25 protein-coding genes and 1 pseudogene are annotated in these 17,958 nt (G+C 50.9%); 14 read left to right on the top strand and 12 right to left on the bottom strand.

Features of this window, described 5'->3' with window-relative positions:
- The first annotated feature begins 99 nt into the window (after nucleotides 1-99).
- Together dgcJ and OGY35_RS18890 are read left to right on the top strand one after the other, a co-directional pair.
- Nucleotides 100-1,590: a diguanylate cyclase DgcJ gene (gene dgcJ, locus OGY35_RS18895; protein ID WP_286633118.1), complete on the top strand. Its 1,491-nt coding sequence runs from the start codon at nucleotides 100-102 to the stop codon at nucleotides 1,588-1,590.
- Nucleotides 1,591-1,631: 41 nt separating this feature from the next.
- Nucleotides 1,632-2,135, top strand: coding sequence for a YbaK/prolyl-tRNA synthetase associated domain-containing protein (locus OGY35_RS18890; protein ID WP_286633117.1), 504 nt, complete (start codon nucleotides 1,632-1,634; stop codon nucleotides 2,133-2,135).
- A 4-nt stretch (nucleotides 2,136-2,139) separates the two neighbouring features.
- Here the strand turns inward: OGY35_RS18890 and yoaI are convergent, their stop codons facing one another.
- Nucleotides 2,140-2,244: a small membrane protein YoaI gene (gene yoaI / locus OGY35_RS18885; RefSeq protein WP_094465381.1), complete on the bottom strand. Its 105-nt coding sequence runs from the start codon at nucleotides 2,242-2,244 to the stop codon at nucleotides 2,140-2,142.
- A gap of 207 nt (nucleotides 2,245-2,451) precedes the next feature.
- Here yoaI and OGY35_RS18880 point away from each other — a divergent pair, with 207 nt between their 5' ends.
- Nucleotides 2,452-2,898, top strand: a complete 447-nt coding sequence (locus tag OGY35_RS18880) for a DUF441 domain-containing protein (RefSeq protein WP_042319499.1) — start codon at nucleotides 2,452-2,454, stop codon at nucleotides 2,896-2,898.
- Here the strand turns inward: OGY35_RS18880 and OGY35_RS18875 are convergent.
- Complete coding sequence (locus OGY35_RS18875; protein WP_152404966.1) at nucleotides 2,879-3,673, bottom strand: AraC family transcriptional regulator; 795 nt, start codon at nucleotides 3,671-3,673, stop codon at nucleotides 2,879-2,881. The genes OGY35_RS18880 and OGY35_RS18875 overlap by 20 nt on opposite strands.
- Nucleotides 3,674-3,772: 99 nt before the next feature.
- Between OGY35_RS18875 and OGY35_RS18870 the strand changes: the two genes are divergently transcribed.
- Entirely contained in the window at nucleotides 3,773-4,954 is a 1,182-nt protein-coding gene (locus tag OGY35_RS18870; RefSeq protein WP_286633116.1) for a CynX/NimT family MFS transporter, read from the top strand.
- Nucleotides 4,955-4,990: 36 nt separating this feature from the next.
- Here the strand turns inward: OGY35_RS18870 and OGY35_RS18865 are convergent, their stop codons facing one another.
- The gene (locus tag OGY35_RS18865) at nucleotides 4,991-5,698 is read right to left on the bottom strand and encodes a CTP synthase C-terminal region-related (seleno)protein (RefSeq protein WP_286633115.1); all 708 of its coding nucleotides are present in this window, start codon (nucleotides 5,696-5,698) and stop codon (nucleotides 4,991-4,993) included.
- Nucleotides 5,699-5,852: 154 nt separating this feature from the next.
- On the opposite strand from OGY35_RS18865, the gene OGY35_RS18860 reads away from it, so the two are divergent.
- Complete coding sequence (locus OGY35_RS18860; RefSeq protein WP_152404969.1) at nucleotides 5,853-6,362, top strand: 2-thiouracil desulfurase family protein; 510 nt, start codon at nucleotides 5,853-5,855, stop codon at nucleotides 6,360-6,362.
- Entirely contained in the window at nucleotides 6,346-6,693 is a 348-nt protein-coding gene (locus tag OGY35_RS18855) for a DUF488 domain-containing protein (RefSeq protein WP_178825456.1), read from the top strand. The genes OGY35_RS18860 and OGY35_RS18855 overlap by 17 nt, the downstream gene beginning before the upstream one ends.
- Here OGY35_RS18855 and OGY35_RS18850 read toward each other — a convergent pair.
- Nucleotides 6,679-6,990, bottom strand: a complete 312-nt coding sequence (locus OGY35_RS18850) for a hypothetical protein (RefSeq protein WP_178825454.1) — start codon at nucleotides 6,988-6,990, stop codon at nucleotides 6,679-6,681. The two genes, OGY35_RS18855 and OGY35_RS18850, sit on opposite strands and share 15 nt — an antisense overlap.
- 188 nt (nucleotides 6,991-7,178) lie before the next feature.
- On the opposite strand from OGY35_RS18850, the gene OGY35_RS18845 reads away from it, so the two are divergent.
- Nucleotides 7,179-7,277, top strand: coding sequence for a YoaK family small membrane protein (locus OGY35_RS18845; RefSeq protein WP_152404972.1), 99 nt, complete (start codon nucleotides 7,179-7,181; stop codon nucleotides 7,275-7,277).
- Nucleotides 7,278-7,417: 140 nt separating this feature from the next.
- Here the strand turns inward: OGY35_RS18845 and OGY35_RS18840 are convergent, their stop codons facing one another.
- A complete protein-coding gene (locus OGY35_RS18840) occupies nucleotides 7,418-7,666 on the bottom strand; it encodes a GlsB/YeaQ/YmgE family stress response membrane protein (RefSeq protein WP_046479627.1) in 249 nt (82 codons plus the stop codon).
- A 462-nt stretch (nucleotides 7,667-8,128) separates the two neighbouring features.
- On the opposite strand from OGY35_RS18840, the gene fdhF reads away from it, so the two are divergent.
- The gene (gene fdhF / locus OGY35_RS18835) at nucleotides 8,129-10,276 is read left to right on the top strand and encodes a formate dehydrogenase subunit alpha (protein ID WP_286633114.1); all 2,148 of its coding nucleotides are present in this window, start codon (nucleotides 8,129-8,131) and stop codon (nucleotides 10,274-10,276) included.
- A 130-nt stretch (nucleotides 10,277-10,406) separates the two neighbouring features.
- On the opposite strand, the gene OGY35_RS18830 is transcribed toward fdhF, so the two are convergent.
- From OGY35_RS18830 to cspI, 4 genes are all read right to left on the bottom strand, one after another.
- Entirely contained in the window at nucleotides 10,407-10,580 is a 174-nt protein-coding gene (locus OGY35_RS18830; protein ID WP_152404974.1) for a GnsA/GnsB family addiction module toxin, read from the bottom strand.
- Nucleotides 10,581-10,787: 207 nt separating this feature from the next.
- Nucleotides 10,788-11,018 (bottom strand): hypothetical protein, encoded by a 231-nt coding sequence (locus tag OGY35_RS18825; RefSeq protein ID WP_152404975.1) that lies wholly within the window; start codon nucleotides 11,016-11,018, stop codon nucleotides 10,788-10,790.
- A gap of 71 nt (nucleotides 11,019-11,089) precedes the next feature.
- Nucleotides 11,090-11,278 carry a cold shock small protein YmcF gene (gene ymcF / locus OGY35_RS18820; RefSeq protein ID WP_080950054.1) on the bottom strand — a complete coding sequence of 63 codons (189 nt, stop codon included), beginning with the start codon at nucleotides 11,276-11,278 and terminating at the stop codon, nucleotides 11,090-11,092.
- Between the two features lie 10 nt (nucleotides 11,279-11,288).
- Nucleotides 11,289-11,501, bottom strand: coding sequence for a cold shock protein CspI (gene cspI, locus OGY35_RS18815; RefSeq protein WP_152406342.1), 213 nt, complete (start codon nucleotides 11,499-11,501; stop codon nucleotides 11,289-11,291).
- A gap of 627 nt (nucleotides 11,502-12,128) precedes the next feature.
- On the opposite strand from cspI, the gene OGY35_RS18810 reads away from it, so the two are divergent.
- Together OGY35_RS18810 and OGY35_RS18805 are read left to right on the top strand one after the other, a co-directional pair.
- Nucleotides 12,129-12,362 (top strand): hypothetical protein, encoded by a 234-nt coding sequence (locus OGY35_RS18810; RefSeq protein ID WP_286633113.1) that lies wholly within the window; start codon nucleotides 12,129-12,131, stop codon nucleotides 12,360-12,362.
- Complete coding sequence (locus OGY35_RS18805; protein WP_286633112.1) at nucleotides 12,362-12,811, top strand: NUDIX hydrolase; 450 nt, start codon at nucleotides 12,362-12,364, stop codon at nucleotides 12,809-12,811. The genes OGY35_RS18810 and OGY35_RS18805 overlap by 1 nt, the downstream gene beginning before the upstream one ends.
- A gap of 55 nt (nucleotides 12,812-12,866) precedes the next feature.
- Here the strand turns inward: OGY35_RS18805 and OGY35_RS24600 are convergent.
- Both OGY35_RS24600 and OGY35_RS18800 read right to left on the bottom strand, forming a co-directional pair.
- Nucleotides 12,867-13,022 (bottom strand): annotated as a pseudogene (locus OGY35_RS24600) (hypothetical protein); the annotation flags it as partial.
- Nucleotides 13,023-13,300: 278 nt separating this feature from the next.
- On the bottom strand, nucleotides 13,301-13,777 hold the full coding sequence (locus OGY35_RS18800; protein ID WP_286633111.1) for a GNAT family N-acetyltransferase: 477 nt from the start codon (nucleotides 13,775-13,777) through the stop codon (nucleotides 13,301-13,303).
- Nucleotides 13,778-14,207: 430 nt separating this feature from the next.
- Here OGY35_RS18800 and OGY35_RS18795 point away from each other — a divergent pair, with 430 nt between their 5' ends.
- Nucleotides 14,208-14,765, top strand: coding sequence for a histidine phosphatase family protein (locus OGY35_RS18795; RefSeq protein WP_286633110.1), 558 nt, complete (start codon nucleotides 14,208-14,210; stop codon nucleotides 14,763-14,765).
- 132 nt (nucleotides 14,766-14,897) lie between these two features.
- On the top strand, nucleotides 14,898-15,197 hold the full coding sequence (locus OGY35_RS18790) for a putative quinol monooxygenase (protein WP_286633109.1): 300 nt from the start codon (nucleotides 14,898-14,900) through the stop codon (nucleotides 15,195-15,197).
- Nucleotides 15,198-15,360: 163 nt separating this feature from the next.
- Here OGY35_RS18790 and icd read toward each other — a convergent pair whose 3' ends face one another.
- On the bottom strand, nucleotides 15,361-16,611 hold the full coding sequence (icd, locus tag OGY35_RS18785; protein WP_286633108.1) for an NADP-dependent isocitrate dehydrogenase: 1,251 nt from the start codon (nucleotides 16,609-16,611) through the stop codon (nucleotides 15,361-15,363).
- A gap of 200 nt (nucleotides 16,612-16,811) precedes the next feature.
- Here icd and rluE point away from each other — a divergent pair, with 200 nt between their 5' ends.
- Entirely contained in the window at nucleotides 16,812-17,450 is a 639-nt protein-coding gene (gene rluE, locus OGY35_RS18780; protein WP_207105392.1) for a 23S rRNA pseudouridine(2457) synthase RluE, read from the top strand.
- Nucleotides 17,451-17,453: 3 nt separating this feature from the next.
- Nucleotides 17,454-17,915 carry an NUDIX hydrolase gene (locus OGY35_RS18775; protein WP_286633107.1) on the top strand — a complete coding sequence of 154 codons (462 nt, stop codon included), beginning with the start codon at nucleotides 17,454-17,456 and terminating at the stop codon, nucleotides 17,913-17,915.
- Nucleotides 17,916-17,958: the final 43 nt, after the last annotated feature.

The following is a 17,958-nucleotide window of genomic DNA, read 5'->3' as shown; positions in this document are numbered from 1 at the left end:
ATTTCATGCCTTTTGTACTCACTATTCCCGTTGGTCGGTAGGTTGCACCTGTGACGTGTGATAAAATAGATTATCTGACCAGGAGGGTTGCTGTTCATCATGAAATTGCCTCATAAAGCGCTCAGGCTCTTTATTTCCGCAAGCGTTGTCGTTCTGACATCCTCCTTTTTGATCTACGAACTTATTGCCAGTCATAAGGCAATGAATGGCTATATGCGCTATATCATCGAAAAAGCAGACTCCTCGTTTCTGTATGATAAATACCAGAACCAGAGTATTGCCGCCCATCTGATGCGCACGCTAGCCTCGCCGGAGAAAACGGTCTCTGTCGCGGCGCGCAATACCCTTTGTCAGGCGTTTGAAAGTGCCAACTCGGTGTATGGTCTGAATCTGACGAGGCATAATTATCCCGCGCTCAACGGCACGTTACAGACTTCTGTTGCGGACTGCGCGCGCATCGCGGACGATGTACTCCTGCTCCCTGCCTTTGACCAGGCTGTGAAGGTTAACCGGGAACAGGTTGATTATGGAAAAGGACTCGCCATCTCAGAAGAGAAATTTCATTATTATCTGGATTTACAGAATCAATATATTTACTTCTATGATTTGATCAATACGCATCAGTTTGCCATGCATCATTGGGCTTTTTTACAGAAAGGCTCATTAGGTATTCATCAGGCTGATATTGATGAATTGTTTTCTGGCCGGACCGTGCTGTCGAGTATCTATCAGGACGATCGTACTGAACTTAATGTGATGAGTTTTTTAACACCGGTCTATCTGAACGGTAAGCTAAAAGGCATCGTGATGGTGGATATTAACAAACACAATTTGCAAAATATTGTGTTTACCCACGATCGTCCCCTGGTCTGGCGTTATCTCAATGCCAGCGTCACCGATACCGACTCAGATAAAACAATTATTATTCATCAAAGCGAAAATAACCTTTTCCCGTACGTCAATTATGTCAGCAATCTTCCCGGTGGCCTGCACGTCGAGCTGTCACTCGATATTTTGTATTTCATTGTCTCTTCCTGGAAATTGTTTCTGTTTTACCTGCTGGCGACCGCCCTGCTCCTCAATATGGTCAGACTGCATTTCCGCCTTTACCACAATGTCACCCGCGAAAATATCAGTGATGCGATGACGGGGCTGTATAACCGTAAAATTTTAACCCCGACGCTTGAGCAACGATTACAACGGTTGGTCAGCGCCGGTGTGCCGGTGACCTTTATCGCCATCGACCTCGATAAGCTGAAGATGATAAACGATACGCTGGGGCATCACGCGGGCGATCGGGCGATCACATTGCTGGCGAAAGCCATCGAGGCGTCGGTACGTAAAAGTGATTACGCCATCCGCCTGGGCGGTGATGAGTTTTGCATCATTCTGATAGACGCCGAGCCAGACATGGCTGCTCGTCTGCCGGAACGGATTGCCAGCCATCTGCGAACCGTCGCGCCGGAGAGGGATATTCGTTTTTCATCAGGAAGTTACAGCATGCAGCCGAACGATACGCTGCATGATGCCTACACCGCGTCTGACGAGCAGCTTTACCTCAACAAGCACCAAAATCGCCAGCGTTCGTGATAATCTGTCCCGTGTTTTTTTCGCGCGAACAGGAGTGAAAGATGAGCGAAATGGAAAAAGGCAGCGACACCCATCAGCGTTTACTCGATTTATTATCTCTGGAGGGCGCCCGTTATCGCATCGTCAGCCATGAGGCCGTGGGCAAATGCGAGGCAGTGTCAGAAATTCGGGGCACCGCACTGGGTCAGGGAGCAAAGGCGCTGGTCTGCAAAGTCAAAGGCAATGGAGTGAATCAGCATGTACTGGCGATTTTGCCCGCCGATCAACAAGCCGACCTCGGTCAACTGGCTACCTGTCTTGGCGGCCTGCGTGCCTCTCTCGCCAGCCCGGCAGAGGTAGACGCGCTCACCGGTTGCGTGTTTGGTGCGATTCCGCCCTTCAGTTTTCATCCGCAGCTAAAACTGGTTGCCGATCCGCTGCTCTTCGAGCGCTATAGCGAAATTGCCTTTAACGCTGGTGTGCTCACGAAGTCGATCATTCTCAATACTGACGATTATCTGCGCATTGCTCAGCCTGAACGGGTGGCATTTCACCGCGTATCGTAGACATTCAGCTACCGCGTTCGAGAATTAACACAGAGATCACAATAACGGCGGCAATGGCGAAAAAGGATGAGCTAATAATTAGCGTCTCAATAAACATGTGATCGTTCATGGCTACACCTCATAATGAGAGATACCTGCTCACCTGTTATTGATAGCCCGCGATAATGGCAATTTGATGACAAAACACCAAAATCGTCTGTTTTTTCGCCATCATGCATTTGCCTGAAAATAGCGGCCTGATTCTAAAAAAGTCTGTTCTGCATTGCGTTTGAGCGTAAAGTAAACAGGCTTAACTTTTTTTGGCAAGGAAACAACGATGTTTGATGTCACTCTGCTGGTTCTGCTTGGACTGGCAGCTCTGGGCTTTGTCAGCCATAACACCACTGTCGCCGTTTCAATTCTGGTGCTGATTATTGTCCGCGTTACTCCGCTCAATACCTTTTTCCCGTGGATTGAAAAACAAGGGCTAACCATCGGGATTATTATCCTGACGATTGGCGTCATGGCGCCGATCGCCAGCGGGACGCTGCCGCCTTCTACATTGATCCACTCTTTCCTTAACTGGAAATCACTGGTGGCGATTGTGGTTGGCGTGGTGGTGTCGTGGCTCGGCGGTCGCGGTGTGACGCTGATGGGTAGCCAACCCCAACTGGTCGCCGGGTTGCTGGTCGGTACGGTGCTTGGCGTGGCCTTGTTTCGCGGTGTGCCTGTCGGGCCGCTTATCGCCGCCGGTCTTGTCTCGCTTATTGTGGGAAGGCAGTAGTCAACCCCGCCAGATAACGGCCTGGCGTCTGGCCCAGGCCTTTTTTGAACATGGTGATGAACGCGGTGGTTGAGTCGTATCCCAACAGTTGCGCTGCCTGCTGCACGTTGTGCCCCCCGACAAGGGCCTGTAAAGCCAGAATAAGCTGGAGCTGATGACGCCAGCGACGAAAGCTGAGCCCCGTCTCCCTGACGACCAGCCGGGCGAGATTGCGCTCGCTCATCGCAAATACACTGGCCCACTGCCCAAGCGTCTGCCACTGCGCCGGTTCGCGCGCCATCGTTTCAACCATCCGGCGGATCTTCGGATGCGCAGAAACCGGCAGTTGCATCTGCTCCTGTGGCTGCTGCGGGAGTTCATCGAACAACACCTGCGTCAGGCGCTGCGTCTGCGGTTCTGCCCGCTGACCGTCGCTACGCGTCGCCAGAGAAAGGATCAGTTCCCGACAAAGCGGAGATATTTTTAACGTACAACATCTTCCCGGCAAAGTGACCGCATCCGGTTCGATAAACAGAAAGCAGAGCTCCGCGCCTGCCGTCACATGGTTGCTGTGAGGAACGCCGCCGGGGATCCAGACTGCGTACTGCGGCGGCACCATCCACATAGCGCACTCAACATCACAGGTGACGGCCCCGTGCAGTGCCATAATCAGTTGCCCTTTACGATGCTGATGCTGTGCACTGAACAGCTCGTCCGGGCGGGCGCGGATACGAAACGCCACGGCGGCATCGTGGTGAAGATCGGGGTCGTAACCGTCGAGTCGCAGGCTGTACATTATTTTGTCCGAAATTAGCGATAAACTGTCATTTTAGCTTGATTCGTTACGCAGATAAACGCGGTAAGGTACGGCCTCACCTGTTGATATGAGAGAACAATGACTTCTTCACCACCACGCGGCAACCACGGAGCCCTGCTGATTGCGGGTATCCTGATGATTGCCACCACGCTACGCGTGACGTTTACCGGCGCCGCCCCTTTGCTGGATGCGATTCGCACGGATTATGGTCTCACGACGGCCCAGACAGGGCTATTAACCACCCTGCCGCTGCTGGCGTTCGCGCTGGTTTCTCCCCTTGCCGCAGGCATTGCCCGCCGTATTGGTATGGAACGCAGCCTCTTTGTCGCGATGTTACTGATTTGCGCCGGGATTGCCGTGCGTTCTCTGTCATCCGCCTCATTGCTGTTTCTCGGCACCGCCATCATCGGTTGTGGTATCGCCCTCGGCAACGTGTTGCTGCCGGGTCTGATCAAGCGCGATTTTTCGCAGCACGTCGCCAGACTGACCGGCGCTTATTCCCTGACGATGGGGGCCGCCGCCGCGCTGGGCTCTGCGCTGGTGGTTCCACTGGCGCTGAGCGGATTCGGCTGGCGCGGTGCGCTGCTGCTGCTGATGGTGTTCCCACTGCTGGCATTTCTGGTCTGGCTGCCGCAATGGCGCAATACCGCCCGCGCGAACGTGACCACCTCGCGCACTTTGCATGCGCGCGGCATCTGGCGTTCGCCGCTGGCCTGGCAGGTGACGTTATTTCTTGGGATTAACTCGCTGATTTATTATGTGATCATCGGCTGGCTGCCGGCTATCTTAATCAGCCACGGTTACAGTGAGGCACAGGCCGGCTCGCTGCACGGTTTGCTCCAGTTGGCGACCGCCTCTCCCGGTTTACTCATTCCGCTGGTGCTGTACCGTTTTCACGATCAGCGCAGCATCGCCGCGCTGGTGTCGTTCATGTGCGCAGTGGGTGCGGCTGGGTTCTGGTTTATGCCGGGTCAGGCGGTGCTGTGGACGCTGCTGTTTGGATTTGGCTCCGGCGCGACGATGATTCTGGGGCTGACCTTCATCGGCCTGCGCGCCAGTTCAGCACATCAGGCGGCAGCACTTTCCGGCATGGCGCAATCCGTCGGCTATTTATTAGCCGCTTGCGGGCCGCCCCTGATGGGCAGGATCCATGACTCCCAGGGAAGCTGGCAGATCCCGCTGCTGGCCGTTGCAGCGTTGGCGGTCGTGATGGCGGTCTTCGGCCTCTATGCCGGGCGTAATAAAGAGATAACAGACTGAACGATTCAGGGCAGACTCACCGCTCTGCCCTGATGATTAGCCTTGCGCGGCGCGCAGCATCGCCTGTACAAGAGGAACCGGTTTACCCGCCAGCGCGCCCCGTTCGTGCTGAAACAGGGTCGCCACATAGAAGGGATGCGTGACCAACTCCACCGCCCGAATCTCGCCGTTATCATCCCAGCCTGTCACGCGCAGATCGCCGCTTTCCAGTTCAGTTGCAAACGCCTCGGCAATACCATAGTTGCAGTGATAGGCTTCTGAAATCACCGGCTGGCCATACGCTTTGGCAATCAGAGTGTTGGGTCGCAGTTCGATAGCGTCGGTTTTTTCCACCAGCGAACAGGTGAGTGGCGCGATGACCATCCGGCCTGTCGTGTCAGTTTCCGCATGGGCGGCATCCGACCACCCCAGCACGTTACGGGCGTATTCGAGGATGGCATGTTGAAAACCGCCGCAGGTCCCCAGGAAGGGAATGCTGTTTTCGCGGGCATAACGGATGGCAGTCAGCGCGCCTTGCGTATTTTTGTATGGACTACCGGGTACTACCCAGATGGCGTCATAGCCGACCAGATCTTCTGCGCTGGTGATTTCAGTGCTGGCCAGCCAGTCGTAATCCGCCACCAGTTCCAGAACCGCAGCGGCGTCGTCGATGGCCAGAGGAATCGCCTGATGCGCCGTGATGCCAGCGTTGTAATCACCCACCACCGCAATCCGCAGCGTATCTTTTACAGAGGATATTTCCATGGAGAATTCCTTACGTCAGAACAATTGGGGACAACATAAGGAACCTCAGCCTACCGATCTTTTACTGCCATCACAATACCTTAATTTAAGGATGGGCACGCGCAAAGTGATATAGTGATCGGGTGCTGTTTTTCTGCTTGTCGAGGCAAATGCAATGAAAAGTAAGGTTCTGGTGAGCGCCTGCCTGATGGGGCTGAAGGTGCGTTATAACGGCAGCGAGAAAGCCCGGCCAACGGCGATGTTAGCTCACCTACAGGCAGAACAGCGCCTGGTGATCCACTGCCCGGAACTGGCCGCAGGATTGCCGACGCCTCGCCCACCGGCGGAGATTGTTCAGGCCGATGGCAACGACGTCATGCAGGGGCGTGCAGCCATTGTCGAACAGAGTGGTCATGATGTCACGGCGCACTATCAGCTTGCCGCCTGGTTGGCCCTTCGTACTGCGCAAGAGACCGGCTGTGACGTTGCGCTACTCACCGACGGCAGCCCAACCTGCGGCAGTCAGTTTATTTACGACGGCAGCTTCAGCGGTCAACGTCATCCCGGAACGGGTGTTGCCGCAGCGCTGTTACGCCAGCACGGGATAACGGTTTTTTCCGACCATCAGCTCGATGAGTTTTGCGCCTGGATTGAGGAGAGAGACAATCATGAATATTCAGTGTAAACGCGTCTACGACCCGGCAGAAAACAGCGACGGCTACCGGGTGCTGGTTGACCGGCTGTGGCCGCGCGGGATCAAAAAAACGGATCTCGCGCTGAATGAGTGGGTCAAAGACCTCACCCCTTCAACAGAACTGCGCAAAGCCTTTCACGCAGAAACGATCGATTTTCATCATTTTACTGAGTTGTATCGCGCAGAACTCGCCACGCAGAAGCAGGAAGGTGAGCGACTGGCGCAGATTGCCCGCCAGCAGACGCTGACGCTGCTGTATGCCGCCAAAAACAGCGAACAGAATCACGCCCTTGTGCTGGCGGACTGGCTACGTGAGTTGTAATTTGCGGATATTCGTCGTTTCAGGCTGAATATCCGGCAGCAGCGGCATCAGGTGTTCCGCTCTCACCCAGGCAAAACCCTGCTGCCCGCTTGCCGACACCACCTCCCCCGTCACCAGCCAGAGCGCACGCGGCGTCTCTTTCGGTAGCATCGTGGTAAATCCATTCACTGGGTTAATAAATACCTCACCCGGTTGGCAGAGATGAAATAATTCAACCGACTTGCCAATGTTGCCGCGCCCGGCAGGCGTTTTCGCACCAATGATTAGCGCCAGGGTGCCCGGCTTTAGCTGGAACATACTTCTCTCATTGCGCTCTCGCGACTCTGGTTAAGACAATTCCGAGAAATAATAGCCTGCCGGGTGCCTGCGTGTCACGCCCTGGCCGCTCGCAGAATAAGCGAAAAGCGCGAGGATAAAACCCCTTTTGTCACCCATTAACCCCTGCTATCCTTGCAGCTCTTTGCATAATTCAGACAGGTGATCGCATGAGACTGGGTGTACTGTTTCCCGTCGTCATTTTCATTACGGCCGTGGTTTTTTTGGCCTGGTTTTTTATCGGTGGCTATGCCGCACCGGGGGCGTAAATCATGAAAAAAACGACGCTGATTATGATTGTCGTTGCGGTAGTTGTGGTGCTGGGTACCGAACTGGGCTGGTGGTAACACCTGGCCCAAAATGACAAAGGCCACCCTCAGGTCGCCTTTTGTCAGTCAATTTTTGCGTCTTAGCTTTTGATTTTTCTGTAGATAAACAGCACTACGATAGCACCAATAATCGCCACCGCGAAGCTGCCGAAATTAAAGCCGTCCACTTTCCCAAAGCCAAGCAGGGTACTGATCCATCCCCCCACCACGGCACCGACGATCCCCAGGATGATCGTCATAAAGAATCCACCACCATCCTTACCAGGCATAATCCACTTCGCCAGAATACCTGCAATCAGACCAAAAATAATCCATGAAATAATGCCCATTTTTTCCTCGCTTATCGATTTTACGTTAGCGGTTTATTCGCCGTTAAAAAGGATAGCACATCGTCAGGAAATTGAAATTTGTGATGTACATCACCTAATTGAGCTTTCTGATTTCTCCCACAAAAGATGGGGTTGCAAGTTTAGATGATAAAGATTATCTTTCTCATCACTGAATAGTTGAGTAAATAACTCAGGTATTTAGTACGACATTGCTCACATTGCTTCCAGTATTTCTTGCCCGCCTTCGTGCGGGCTTTTTTTTGACGCCAGCTCGTCATTTATGTCGAATTCACTGTCATTTTTTCTGTCGGCTCTGCCTGGAGCCGCGTCAACGCTGACTTTGCCACTCTGGCACGTATTGTGCTTATCCTCTGCGTCATGACGACAACCCGAAGCTTCAGCGGCTCCGCGCTGGCTTCGTCACAATTTGCGCTATTTCAGCTTTTAACAGGTCTGTTATTGATGAAAAAAATCACCAGTGTCTGTCCCTACTGTGGGGCCGGGTGCAAGCTTAAGCTTGTTGTTGAAAATAACAAAATCATCCGCGCCGAAGCGGCTGAGGGCGTTACCAACCAGAACCAGCTTTGTCTGAAAGGGTACTATGGCTGGGACTTTCTCAACGATACCCGCCTTCTGACCCCCCGCCTCACCCGTCCGATGATCCGCTACCAAAAAGGCGGCAAATTTACCCCGGTCAGTTGGGATGAAGCGATCCGCTATACCGCCCGTCGTTTACTGGAAATTCGCGACAGCGAGGGCCCGCGCGCCATTATGACTACCGGTTCCTCACGCGGCACCGGCAATGAAACCAACTATGTAATGCAGAAATTCGCCCGAGCGGTCCTCAACACCAACAACGTCGACTGCTGCGCCCGCGTGTGTCACGGACCTTCAGTGGCCGGACTCCAGGAAACGCTGGGCAATGGCGCGATGAGTAATTCCATCAGCGACATAGAAAACTCCAAATGCCTGCTGATCTTCGGCTACAACTGTGCAGACTCTCACCCGATTGTGGCGCGTCGGGTGATCAACGCGCGTCAGAATGGCGCGAAGATTATTGTTTGCGATCCTCGCCGCATAGAAACCGCCCGCATTGCTGACCAGCATCTGCAACTGAATAACGGTTGCAATATGGCGCTGGTAAACGCCTTTGGTTACGTTCTCGTTGAAGAACAGCTTTACGATAAAGAATACGTACACAAGCATACGCAAGGGCTGGATGCCTATTGGCAGACGGTTAAGGACTATTCGCCGGAAGCCGTCGAGCACTTAACCGGCGTTCCGGCCTCACAGGTGCGTCAGGCGATGCGGACCTTTGCCGCAGCCCCTTCAGCAACCGTAATGTGGGGGATGGGCGTGACGCAGTTTGGTCAGGCCGTCGATGTGGTCCGCGGATTATCGAGCCTTGCGCTGTTGACCGGTAACCTCGGTCGTCCTCACGTGGGTGTCGGCCCGGTTCGAGGACAGAACAACGTCCAGGGAGCCTGCGACATGGGCGTATTACCTAATCTCTTTCCCGGATATCAGGATGTTACCGATGCGGCCGTCAGAGAGAAATTCGCCAGCGCCTGGGGAATCGACGCCAGCCGGATGGACGACAAGGTCGGCACACGCATCACCGAAGTTCCGCATCTGGCGCTGGAAGGCAAAATCAAAGCCTACTACATCATGGGGGAAGATCCGCTGCAAACAGAAGCCGATCTGGGACTGGTGCGCGACGGTTTCGCGGCGCTGGATTTTGTCGTGGTACAGGATATTTTCATGACCAAAACCGCCGAGATGGCGGACGTTATTTTACCCGCCACCTCCTGGGGGGAGCACGGCGGCGTATTCACCTGTGCCGATCGGGGCTTCCAGCGCTTTGAAAAAGCCATTGAACCTACCGGTGACGTGAAGCGCGACTGGGAAATTATCAGCCTGCTTGCCAGCGAAATGGGCTACCCCATGCACTATGAAAACAATCAGCAAATCTGGGATGAGATGCGTGAGCTGTGCCCACTGTTCTATGGTGTGACTTACGAAAAGATGGGCGATATGGGACATATCCAGTGGCCCTGCCCCGACCTTGACCACCCCGGTACGCCATATCTGTATGAAAACAGCCGCTTTGACACAAAAGACGGTAAAGGCAAGTTGTTTGCCGCACCGTGGCGCGCCCCTGCGGAAGTCCCTGACGAGGTGTATCCACTGGTCTTGTGTACGGTGCGCGAAGTCGGTCACTATTCCTGTCGTTCTATGACCGGTAACTGTGCCGCGCTGCAGGCGCTTGCCGATGAGCCCGGCTATGTGCAAATCAGCTTGCAGGATGCGCAAAAGGCGGGCATTCGCCATCGCGATCTGGTGTGGGTTAGCTCGCGCCGGGGAAAAGTGATCAGTCGGGCGGATGTCTCCGAACGTATTAATCACGGGGCTGTGTATATGACCTATCAATGGTGGATTGGCGCGTGTAATGAATTAACGCAGGATAATCTCGACCCTATCTCAAAAACGCCGGAAACCAAGTATTGTGCGGTTAAGGTCGAGAAGATTGTCGATCAGCAGTGGGCCGAACGCTATGCTGCGCAGACCTACCGTGACATGAAGACGCGACTTTGCGAGGCGATTGAATAGCGTAACGACATCACGTAGCGGGTGAAATGAACGGGAACCACCTCCAGTGGAGGTGGTTTGAGTTTGATAATAAAAAAGCACCCTCTCTTTATAAGATGATGCTTTCATTAGCGCTGGTTGTCGATGACCGCTAGATCAAATTAATTTTGATGTCATAGCTTTCCAACCCAGTCATTTTCTCTCGCGCCGTAAACTGGATATCAGAGACTTCTTTACCTGTCTTTTTTTTGAGCTCAACTATTTTTTTGGTAATAAAATCAGAAATATCCGCTTCAGTTTTTCTCTTTAACTCTTCGATTTTCATTATGCACCTCTTGGTCTGTAACGGCATCGATGCCCCCAGCAGATCCCATGATTCATGTGAAAACGTATACAACCACTGATATCTATAAACGATATGAAGTAAAGTTTCAATAATCAAGAGGTTAGTGGATATGGTTTATACCAAACCTGCTCAAGAAGCAAACAGCAATCCGCAGTTTTACTGGCGTTCATGGAGGACTATGAGTCGTTATTTAAAGAGCTTTGATGCCGCCGCAATAATTTCTTCCGAAGTGACAGCCCGATCAGAGGCAACATGAACTATTTTATGATCTCCAGTGAGAGACGGGAAACCTGCGGACATGACTTGCAGGTGTGCCTTTTCCCCATTAGGGTACTCACGCATTATTGTAGTAATACTCTTCATGACTGATACGACTACTGCCGATTCTGAATTAAAAAATACTATCACTTTTTTCATAATTATTCCGTGATGATTCCGTTAATAAGAATAGCTTAAAAATAAAAAAGGCTCCCAAAGGAGCCTGAGTTTTATTTTCTGAAATCCAATGGAGACTGACCAGAACGAATGTACATTGCAATATTATCGAATGTTATCATTGTAGTTTTGCAAAAAATACATTTCGCGCCGAAAGGATTTCTATCAGTGACATCGAAAGACGACGTTCTGTACTGAGACCCATGGCAACAAGGGCATCTGAAGTGAATATTATTAGTAATAGCAGTTTCCTTAAAGCGCCACGACGTTAACTGCCGAGGGACCTTTTGGACCTTGCTCGATACCGAACTCGACTTCCTGATTCTCATTCAGCGTCTTAAAATCGTTACTCTGGATAGCAGAGAAATGGACGAATACATCCTTACTGCCATCTTTTGGAGTGATAAAACCAAAACCTTTTTCAGGATTGAACCATTTAACTAAACCAGTCATTTTGTTAGACATAATCATTACCTTTTTGAGTAAGCCCTTGGGCAGAATGGTCCGAAAAAAAATTATCAGAGAGGAAAAACCAACAAGGAAGTCTCAACAGGAACAAATAATAAAACTATTCTAGTGACTGCTTCAGATAAATTCATAACAAACCAGAACTCCATTAACGCATGATTAACGCGACATAGCAAGGTATAGTTTTGTAAGTCAGTTAACCCGCTACTAACGAACAAAAAAATAATATAAATAGCTTTAACCAGAAATTATGCCATGCTGATTCTGACCTTTATCTATCGCCCTAAGTTGTGAGGGATTTTGGCTCATGGAAGAGTCTCATTTTCCCCCTCCGCTTTTCTGTTTTTCAGCGACAGAACATACTGTTACGTTAATCGACGATATTTTTTCTGACTCTTCTCCCGGCAATACACTTTTAGTGTTTCTTCAGGACTCATATGTCTTTGAAAAGTCACTCCTGCCATGTCGCGTTCATCAGCAATGACAACCTAACGTTCATGCTTCTGGTGCAATATCTACGAGCATGTTGCGTACAATCCGGCGTTGGCTACGGTTGTTTTTCTTGTGACGACAGCGACAAGATCTGCGGTGTGCTTTGCGGCATCAGTCCAGGGCTACGCACCGATGGTCCATAAAAATGGTGTCTGGGGACTGGCAACTGCGCGGCTTTTTAATGAAGCACCCAGGCAGTTAGCGCAGCGACAAAGCGCGGACAAAATAGGTGGTAACAAGCGTATTGCGTTATATACTTTTCGCGCGCGCCACGGCATGAACAACCTGGCCGTTGCTGCAGTTCGTTATCCTAAACGATATGGCTGCGGCATCCTCCGTTTTGACCATGCGAAAAGGAGTGAGTAATGGACTATGTACAGCAGATGCGCAGCATGATTGGTCATCGTTTGCTTTTACTGGCGGGTTCTAATGTCGTTCTGACAGACCAAAATCAGCGTATCCTCCTGCAACATCGACGGGACGGAACATGGGGCCTGCCCGGTGGGCTTCTTGAACCGGGTGAGTCTTTGGAAGAAACTGCCATACGTGAAGTTAAGGAAGAAACCAATCTTGATGTCCACAACCTGACTTTACTGGGTGTTTTTTCCGGTCCGGAATATACATTTACACTTCACAACCAGGACAAAATCAACGTCGTTACATCCCTTTTCTGGTCTGGTGACTGGAGTGGAGAAATAGTGAATGACCCCGAAGAAGGGCTGGGGCTTGCTTTTTTTTCTCCAAATGATTTACCTGACAATATGGACAAAGAATATCAGGTTTATATAAGCCATTATCTGGCATGGGTAAAATGAACCAGCCGAATGTGTGATAGCTCATGCCTGCATAGACTGTAACTGTATTTCCCGTTCACTTACCCGTCGTAACAGTTGCGGCGCGACAGGGACGAGATATGCAGCGCCGAAGACGTTCGAAGTCATCGGTCGCGGTCTTCGCGGCGATCGCGCCTTCCATCTCTTTGACGATCAGGTCCGCGGCTTCGAACCATTGCATGTGGCCCAGTAGTGCATAGAATTTTTTCAACTCTATGATAAATATCAATTTATTCAACTTTCAGTCTGTAAAAAAGACTCAATCACTCATGACGCAGCACCTTGATTAACAAAATTGTATTTGTCGTTTTGGGAAAGTTTTCTGCTCTGTTTTGAAGCACTTAGTTTTCTTTTGGTTAGTATTTTGTGGTGTGACATGCCTCGAATAAACATCAGGACTCGGGGCCAGTTATGAGCGAATAGCGAACATAGTTTCGTCGATACAGCCGGCTTTTATTGCGTGTCAGTGTCTCAATCCGTAATAGATTTACTCATATTGATACCCGTCACTCCGAATCCGCTGGTTTCATAAACATGCCGGGCGCGAGCATTATCACCTGCAACACGCAATCTGATCTCTTTAAAACCTTTCGCCAGCAGATACTCTTCGAAAGCACGTAGAGATTGTTTGCCAAGTCCTAATCCCTGACAGGAGTTGAAAATATGAAAATCGTAGATAAAAACAGTGCGCTTAGTCGAGTCTGGTTTGTACCAGAGATAACCTACATGATTGTTAGTATTGTCCGAATGGGCAACAATACACATTAATACTTGCCCATGTGTATTAATTCCATCGGGAAGCATTTCCGCTATTTCCTGCTTCGCTCTGGCAAGAGAATCACGAGGGGAGATCACGTAGTTTGATTCGATCTCATATGCATAATCATTAACGAAATATTCGAGATAAGCAGGATACTCATCTTTTGTCATCGCTCGAAAAGAAATCATATCGGAATCCTCAACCTTATCATGCTGAAAAATATGAATATATTAATAACAACGCAGATCTCTATCGTCAATTGTATTCACGTCTAAATATGCGTTCAGGCCAGGTGATTAGCATAAAATTGACGGGGCATTCCTATCTGAGATAGCGCCATTTATGGCGTTCTCTGGCATCAAATTCTTCAATTCAGGGATCAGAACGTTTTTTTCTTTATCCTGAATTCATCTATTACCCACCAGACGGGAATAAAGATAATGATGGTTTTGTATGGATTATCCACAGAGAGCGACTCCGGCCTGCTCGCTGATAAAGGTAGAATGTAGAATAGATAAACAACCTTCACGTAGCCATCACTAAATATGGTGGTAGTGCTCCCTGCCCTCATCGCGTTAGTCTGTCTGCGTCAAAAAGACCACGAACAAGAAGCTATGTATGGAAATTATTTTGATGCGTCATGGAAAGCCTGCTTTCACAGCTTCTTCGAGAGTAACGAGCCTCAAGATGGCCGAATGGATTTCACAATATAATCTCTGTGATACGGGCAGCGATATGCCCCCACAGTTCAGTAAAACATTAGCATCCTGCGCACTGCACATCATAAGTAGTCCACTTCCCAGAGCGCGTTCTTCCCTGACCGCATTAGGGCGTGAACCTGACCTCATTGATGAAGTTTTCAGAGAAGCTGACTTGCCCGTATTCCACATTCCAGCTTTTAGGTTACCCCCCATCTTCTGGGCGTCTGTTTTTCGTATCATGTGGTTTTGTGGCATCTCCCGCAATGTAGAGTCCCTGGGAATAGCTAAACAACGCGCCGTTCAGGCTGCGGATATCCTGGTGACATCGGTAAAAGTAGTAAACGGGCCTGTTCTGCTTATGGGTCATTGGGTGATGAATCGACTGATTGCAAAGGAACTCGTATCGATGGGCTGGAAAGAGTATCGTCGACAGGGCAACGGTTACTGGAACGCTGTTATCTACAGCTTACTGTAAGTAAAAATCTTGATTAAACATTCAATATATCCAACCTCTTGAGTCTACCAGGCCCGCTTCTGGCTCTGACCAGCCCTTCAGGCTGGAATTACACGTAAAGAGCCTTGTACCATTTTTAATGAAGGAGTTCGCATGCTAAAGGTCATCGCCGAAGATTTTATCAAACTTGAGTGTGTCGAAGCCGTTCTCCCTTTCTACCGCGAACTCATCGCCGCAACGAAGAAAGAGCCTTTGTGTATTGCTTATGATTTGTACCAGGATGAAAAGGATCCGGGGCATTTTATTTTCATTGAAGAGTGGCCTGACCGGGCAGCACTCGATGCACACTGCGCCAGCGAGCATTTCACTCGGCTTGTTCCTTTGATTGATCAATACGCGCGTAAAGCGGCGCAGTACATTCTGATGGATGGTCGGGTGGATCCAGAGAGATAACGTTCGATTCTGGCATGAAGTGGACTAACCCAGAGTGGAAGCCAATTCTACGCAAGACCTAAAGTAATCCTCTATCCATTTAACGATTTTCCAGCGAACGTTAAAAGGGGTAAAAAAAACGGGAACCCATCGGCTCCCGTTCTTGTTCAACCCAGAATCTGGATTACATGTTTTTGATGATCGCGTCACCAAACTCTGAACATTTCAGCAGTTTAGCGCCTTCCATCAGACGCTCGAAGTCATAGGTCACGGTCTTCGCGGCAATCGCGCCTTCCATGCCTTTAACAATCAGGTCGGCGGCTTCGAACCACTGCATGTGGCGCAGCATCATCTCAGCGGACAGGATGATAGAGCCCGGGTTAACTTTGTCCTGACCGGCGTATTTCGGCGCCGTACCGTGCGTTGCTTCGAACAGCGCGCACTCGTCACCAATGTTTGCACCAGGGGCGATACCAATACCACCTACCTGTGCAGCCAGAGCGTCAGAGATGTAGTCACCGTTCAGGTTCATACAGGCGATCACGTCGTATTCAGCCGGACGCAGCAGGATCTGTTGCAGGAACGCATCGGCGATCACATCTTTAACCACGATCTCTTTACCGGTGTTCGGGTTCTTGATTTTCATCCACGGGCCGCCATCGATCAGTTCAGCACCGAATTCTTCACGCGCTAACTGGTAACCCCAGTCTTTGAACGCGCCTTCGGTGAACTTCATGATGTTGCCTTTATGAACCAGGGTCAGAGAGTCACGGTCGTTAGTGATCGCGTATTCGATCGCCGCACGAACCAGACGCTTGGTACCGTCTTCGGAGCACGGTTTGATACCGATACCGCAGTGTTCAGGGAAGCGAATTTTCTTCACGCCCATCTCTTCACGCAGGAATTTAATCACTTTTTCTGCATCTGCAGAGTCCGCTTTCCACTCGATACCGGCGTAGATGTCTTCTGAGTTTTCACGGAAGATAACCATGTCGGTCAGTTCCGGATGTTTAACCGGGCTTGGGGTGCCCTGATAGTAACGAACAGGACGCAGGCAAACGTACAGGTCAAGTTCCTGACGCAGTGCAACGTTCAGAGAGCGAATACCGCCACCAACCGGGGTGGTCAGCGGGCCTTTAATCGCCACGCGGTAGTCACGAATCAGATCCAGGGTTTCCGTCGGCAGCCAGACGTCCTGACCGTATACCTGGGTGGATTTCTCACCGGTGTAAATCTCCATCCAGGAGATTTTACGCTCGCCTTTATAAGCTTTCTCAACGGCAGCGTTGACAACTTTGATCATCGGAGGGGTAACATCAACACCGATGCCGTCGCCTTCAATGAATGGGATAATCGGATTGTGCGGCACATTTAGCTTGCCGTCTTTCAGGGTGATTTTTTGACCTTCTGCCGGAACAACTACTTTGCTTTCCATTCACCTCTCCTTCGAGCGCTTCTGGTTGCTCGTCTGTCATCGCGCTGCATGTGCTTTTGCGTCCTGCTGCACGACTGCGTTAGAGCAATTTTTTGTTAATGTTTTGTAATGAGCATGTCAATACTACCCTAATGTTCGCTGCCATGAAAGACACTCGTTATTAGGCTATAATGCGGCAATTGATAAGATCTGAAAATACCATGCAAAAAACTTCTTTTAGAAATCACCGGGTTGAGCGATTCAGCCAACGACAAGTCACTAAGCGTCGGAAAGAAAACCAGCCAAAACGCGTGGTTTTGTTCAATAAACCTTACGATGTTTTGCCACAATTTACCGACGAGGCTGGACGCAGCACGTTGAAAGATTTCATCCCTGTGCAGGGCGTTTACGCCGCGGGTCGCCTCGACAGAGATAGCGAAGGGTTGCTGGTGCTCACCAATGACGGCACATTACAGGCGCGACTGACACAGCCCGGCAAGCGTACCGGGAAGATTTACTACGTGCAGGTAGAAGGTGAACCGACGGCGGAGGCGCTGGAGGCGCTGCGCAATGGCGTGACGTTAAACGATGGGCCCACCCTGCCCGCCGGTATTGAAGTGGTCGCGGAGCCCGAGTGGCTGTGGCCGCGCAATCCGCCCATTCGCGAACGTAAGAACATCCCGACCTGCTGGCTAAAAGTGACCTTATATGAAGGCCGTAACCGCCAGGTCCGACGAATGACCGCACACGTTGGTTTTCCCACATTGCGCCTGATCCGTTACGCGATGGGCGATTACACCCTGGAGAACCTGGCCAACGGTGAATGGCGAGATGCCACTGAAGAAGAAAATAAAGGATAGGTCATGTTCAAACCGCACGTCACGGTCGCCTGCATCGTTCATGCAGAGGACAAATTTTTAATCGTTGAAGAAACCATCAACGGCAAAGCGCTATGGAATCAGCCCGCCGGGCATCTGGAAGCAGATGAAACGCTGATGCAGGCCGCTGCTCGGGAGTTGTGGGAAGAGACTGGCATAAAAGCGCAGCCTCAGCACTTCATTCGCATGCATCAGTGGATTGCACCGGACCGCACGCCGTTTTTGCGGTTTCTGTTTTCCATTGAACTTGCCAATATGTGCGACACCGAACCCCATGACAGCGATATCGACTGTTGCCGTTGGGTGAGCGCTGACACCCTCCTCAACGCCCCAAACCTGCGTTCTCCGCTGGTTGCCGAAAGCGTTCGCTGCTATCAGAGCGGAATGCGTTACCCGCTGGAGACGATCGGCGCATTTAACTGGCCGTTTACAGAGGGTGTCAAGTAAGGGGCTGCGTGCTAGAATATGCCGCCTTGAAGTTCAATGTCGT

This window comes from Citrobacter sp. Ct235, from assembly GCF_030332305.1.
GTDB classification, from domain to species: Bacteria; Pseudomonadota; Gammaproteobacteria; order Enterobacterales; family Enterobacteriaceae; genus Citrobacter_A; species Citrobacter_A telavivensis.
The sequence above is the reverse complement of the archived record's forward strand: the minus strand, read 5'-3'. Positions and strand labels throughout refer to the sequence as shown.

Bases quoted from the DNA above. Each gene is read 5' to 3' on its own strand.
- OGY35_RS18845 (WP_152404972.1), top strand. From the start codon at position 7,179: ATGAGACTGGGTGTACTGTTTCCCGTCGTCATTTTCATTACGGCCGTG.
- OGY35_RS18880 (WP_042319499.1), top strand. From the start codon at position 2,452: ATGTTTGATGTCACTCTGCTGGTTCTGCTTGGACTGGCAGCTCTGGGC.
- OGY35_RS18775 (WP_286633107.1), top strand. From the start codon at position 17,454: ATGTTCAAACCGCACGTCACGGTCGCCTGCATCGTTCATGCAGAGGAC.
- rluE (WP_207105392.1), top strand. From the start codon at position 16,812: ATGCAAAAAACTTCTTTTAGAAATCACCGGGTTGAGCGATTCAGCCAA.
- OGY35_RS18810 (WP_286633113.1), top strand. From the start codon at position 12,129: ATGGTCCATAAAAATGGTGTCTGGGGACTGGCAACTGCGCGGCTTTTT.
- OGY35_RS18795 (WP_286633110.1), top strand. From the start codon at position 14,208: ATGGAAATTATTTTGATGCGTCATGGAAAGCCTGCTTTCACAGCTTCT.
- OGY35_RS18825 (WP_152404975.1), bottom strand. From the start codon at position 11,018: ATGAAAAAAGTGATAGTATTTTTTAATTCAGAATCGGCAGTAGTCGTA.
- fdhF (WP_286633114.1), top strand. From the start codon at position 8,129: ATGAAAAAAATCACCAGTGTCTGTCCCTACTGTGGGGCCGGGTGCAAG.
- OGY35_RS18790 (WP_286633109.1), top strand. From the start codon at position 14,898: ATGCTAAAGGTCATCGCCGAAGATTTTATCAAACTTGAGTGTGTCGAA.
- OGY35_RS18855 (WP_178825456.1), top strand. From the start codon at position 6,346: ATGAATATTCAGTGTAAACGCGTCTACGACCCGGCAGAAAACAGCGAC.
- OGY35_RS18800 (WP_286633111.1), bottom strand. From the start codon at position 13,777: ATGATTTCTTTTCGAGCGATGACAAAAGATGAGTATCCTGCTTATCTC.
- OGY35_RS18840 (WP_046479627.1), bottom strand. From the start codon at position 7,666: ATGGGCATTATTTCATGGATTATTTTTGGTCTGATTGCAGGTATTCTG.
- OGY35_RS18830 (WP_152404974.1), bottom strand. From the start codon at position 10,580: ATGAAAATCGAAGAGTTAAAGAGAAAAACTGAAGCGGATATTTCTGAT.
- OGY35_RS18805 (WP_286633112.1), top strand. From the start codon at position 12,362: ATGGACTATGTACAGCAGATGCGCAGCATGATTGGTCATCGTTTGCTT.
- OGY35_RS18875 (WP_152404966.1), bottom strand. From the start codon at position 3,673: ATGTACAGCCTGCGACTCGACGGTTACGACCCCGATCTTCACCACGAT.
- icd (WP_286633108.1), bottom strand. From the start codon at position 16,611: ATGGAAAGCAAAGTAGTTGTTCCGGCAGAAGGTCAAAAAATCACCCTG.
- OGY35_RS18870 (WP_286633116.1), top strand. From the start codon at position 3,773: ATGACTTCTTCACCACCACGCGGCAACCACGGAGCCCTGCTGATTGCG.
- dgcJ (WP_286633118.1), top strand. From the start codon at position 100: ATGAAATTGCCTCATAAAGCGCTCAGGCTCTTTATTTCCGCAAGCGTT.
- OGY35_RS18860 (WP_152404969.1), top strand. From the start codon at position 5,853: ATGAAAAGTAAGGTTCTGGTGAGCGCCTGCCTGATGGGGCTGAAGGTG.
- OGY35_RS18865 (WP_286633115.1), bottom strand. From the start codon at position 5,698: ATGGAAATATCCTCTGTAAAAGATACGCTGCGGATTGCGGTGGTGGGT.
- OGY35_RS18850 (WP_178825454.1), bottom strand. From the start codon at position 6,990: ATGTTCCAGCTAAAGCCGGGCACCCTGGCGCTAATCATTGGTGCGAAA.
- yoaI (WP_094465381.1), bottom strand. From the start codon at position 2,244: ATGAACGATCACATGTTTATTGAGACGCTAATTATTAGCTCATCCTTT.
- cspI (WP_152406342.1), bottom strand. From the start codon at position 11,501: ATGTCTAACAAAATGACTGGTTTAGTTAAATGGTTCAATCCTGAAAAA.
- OGY35_RS18890 (WP_286633117.1), top strand. From the start codon at position 1,632: ATGAGCGAAATGGAAAAAGGCAGCGACACCCATCAGCGTTTACTCGAT.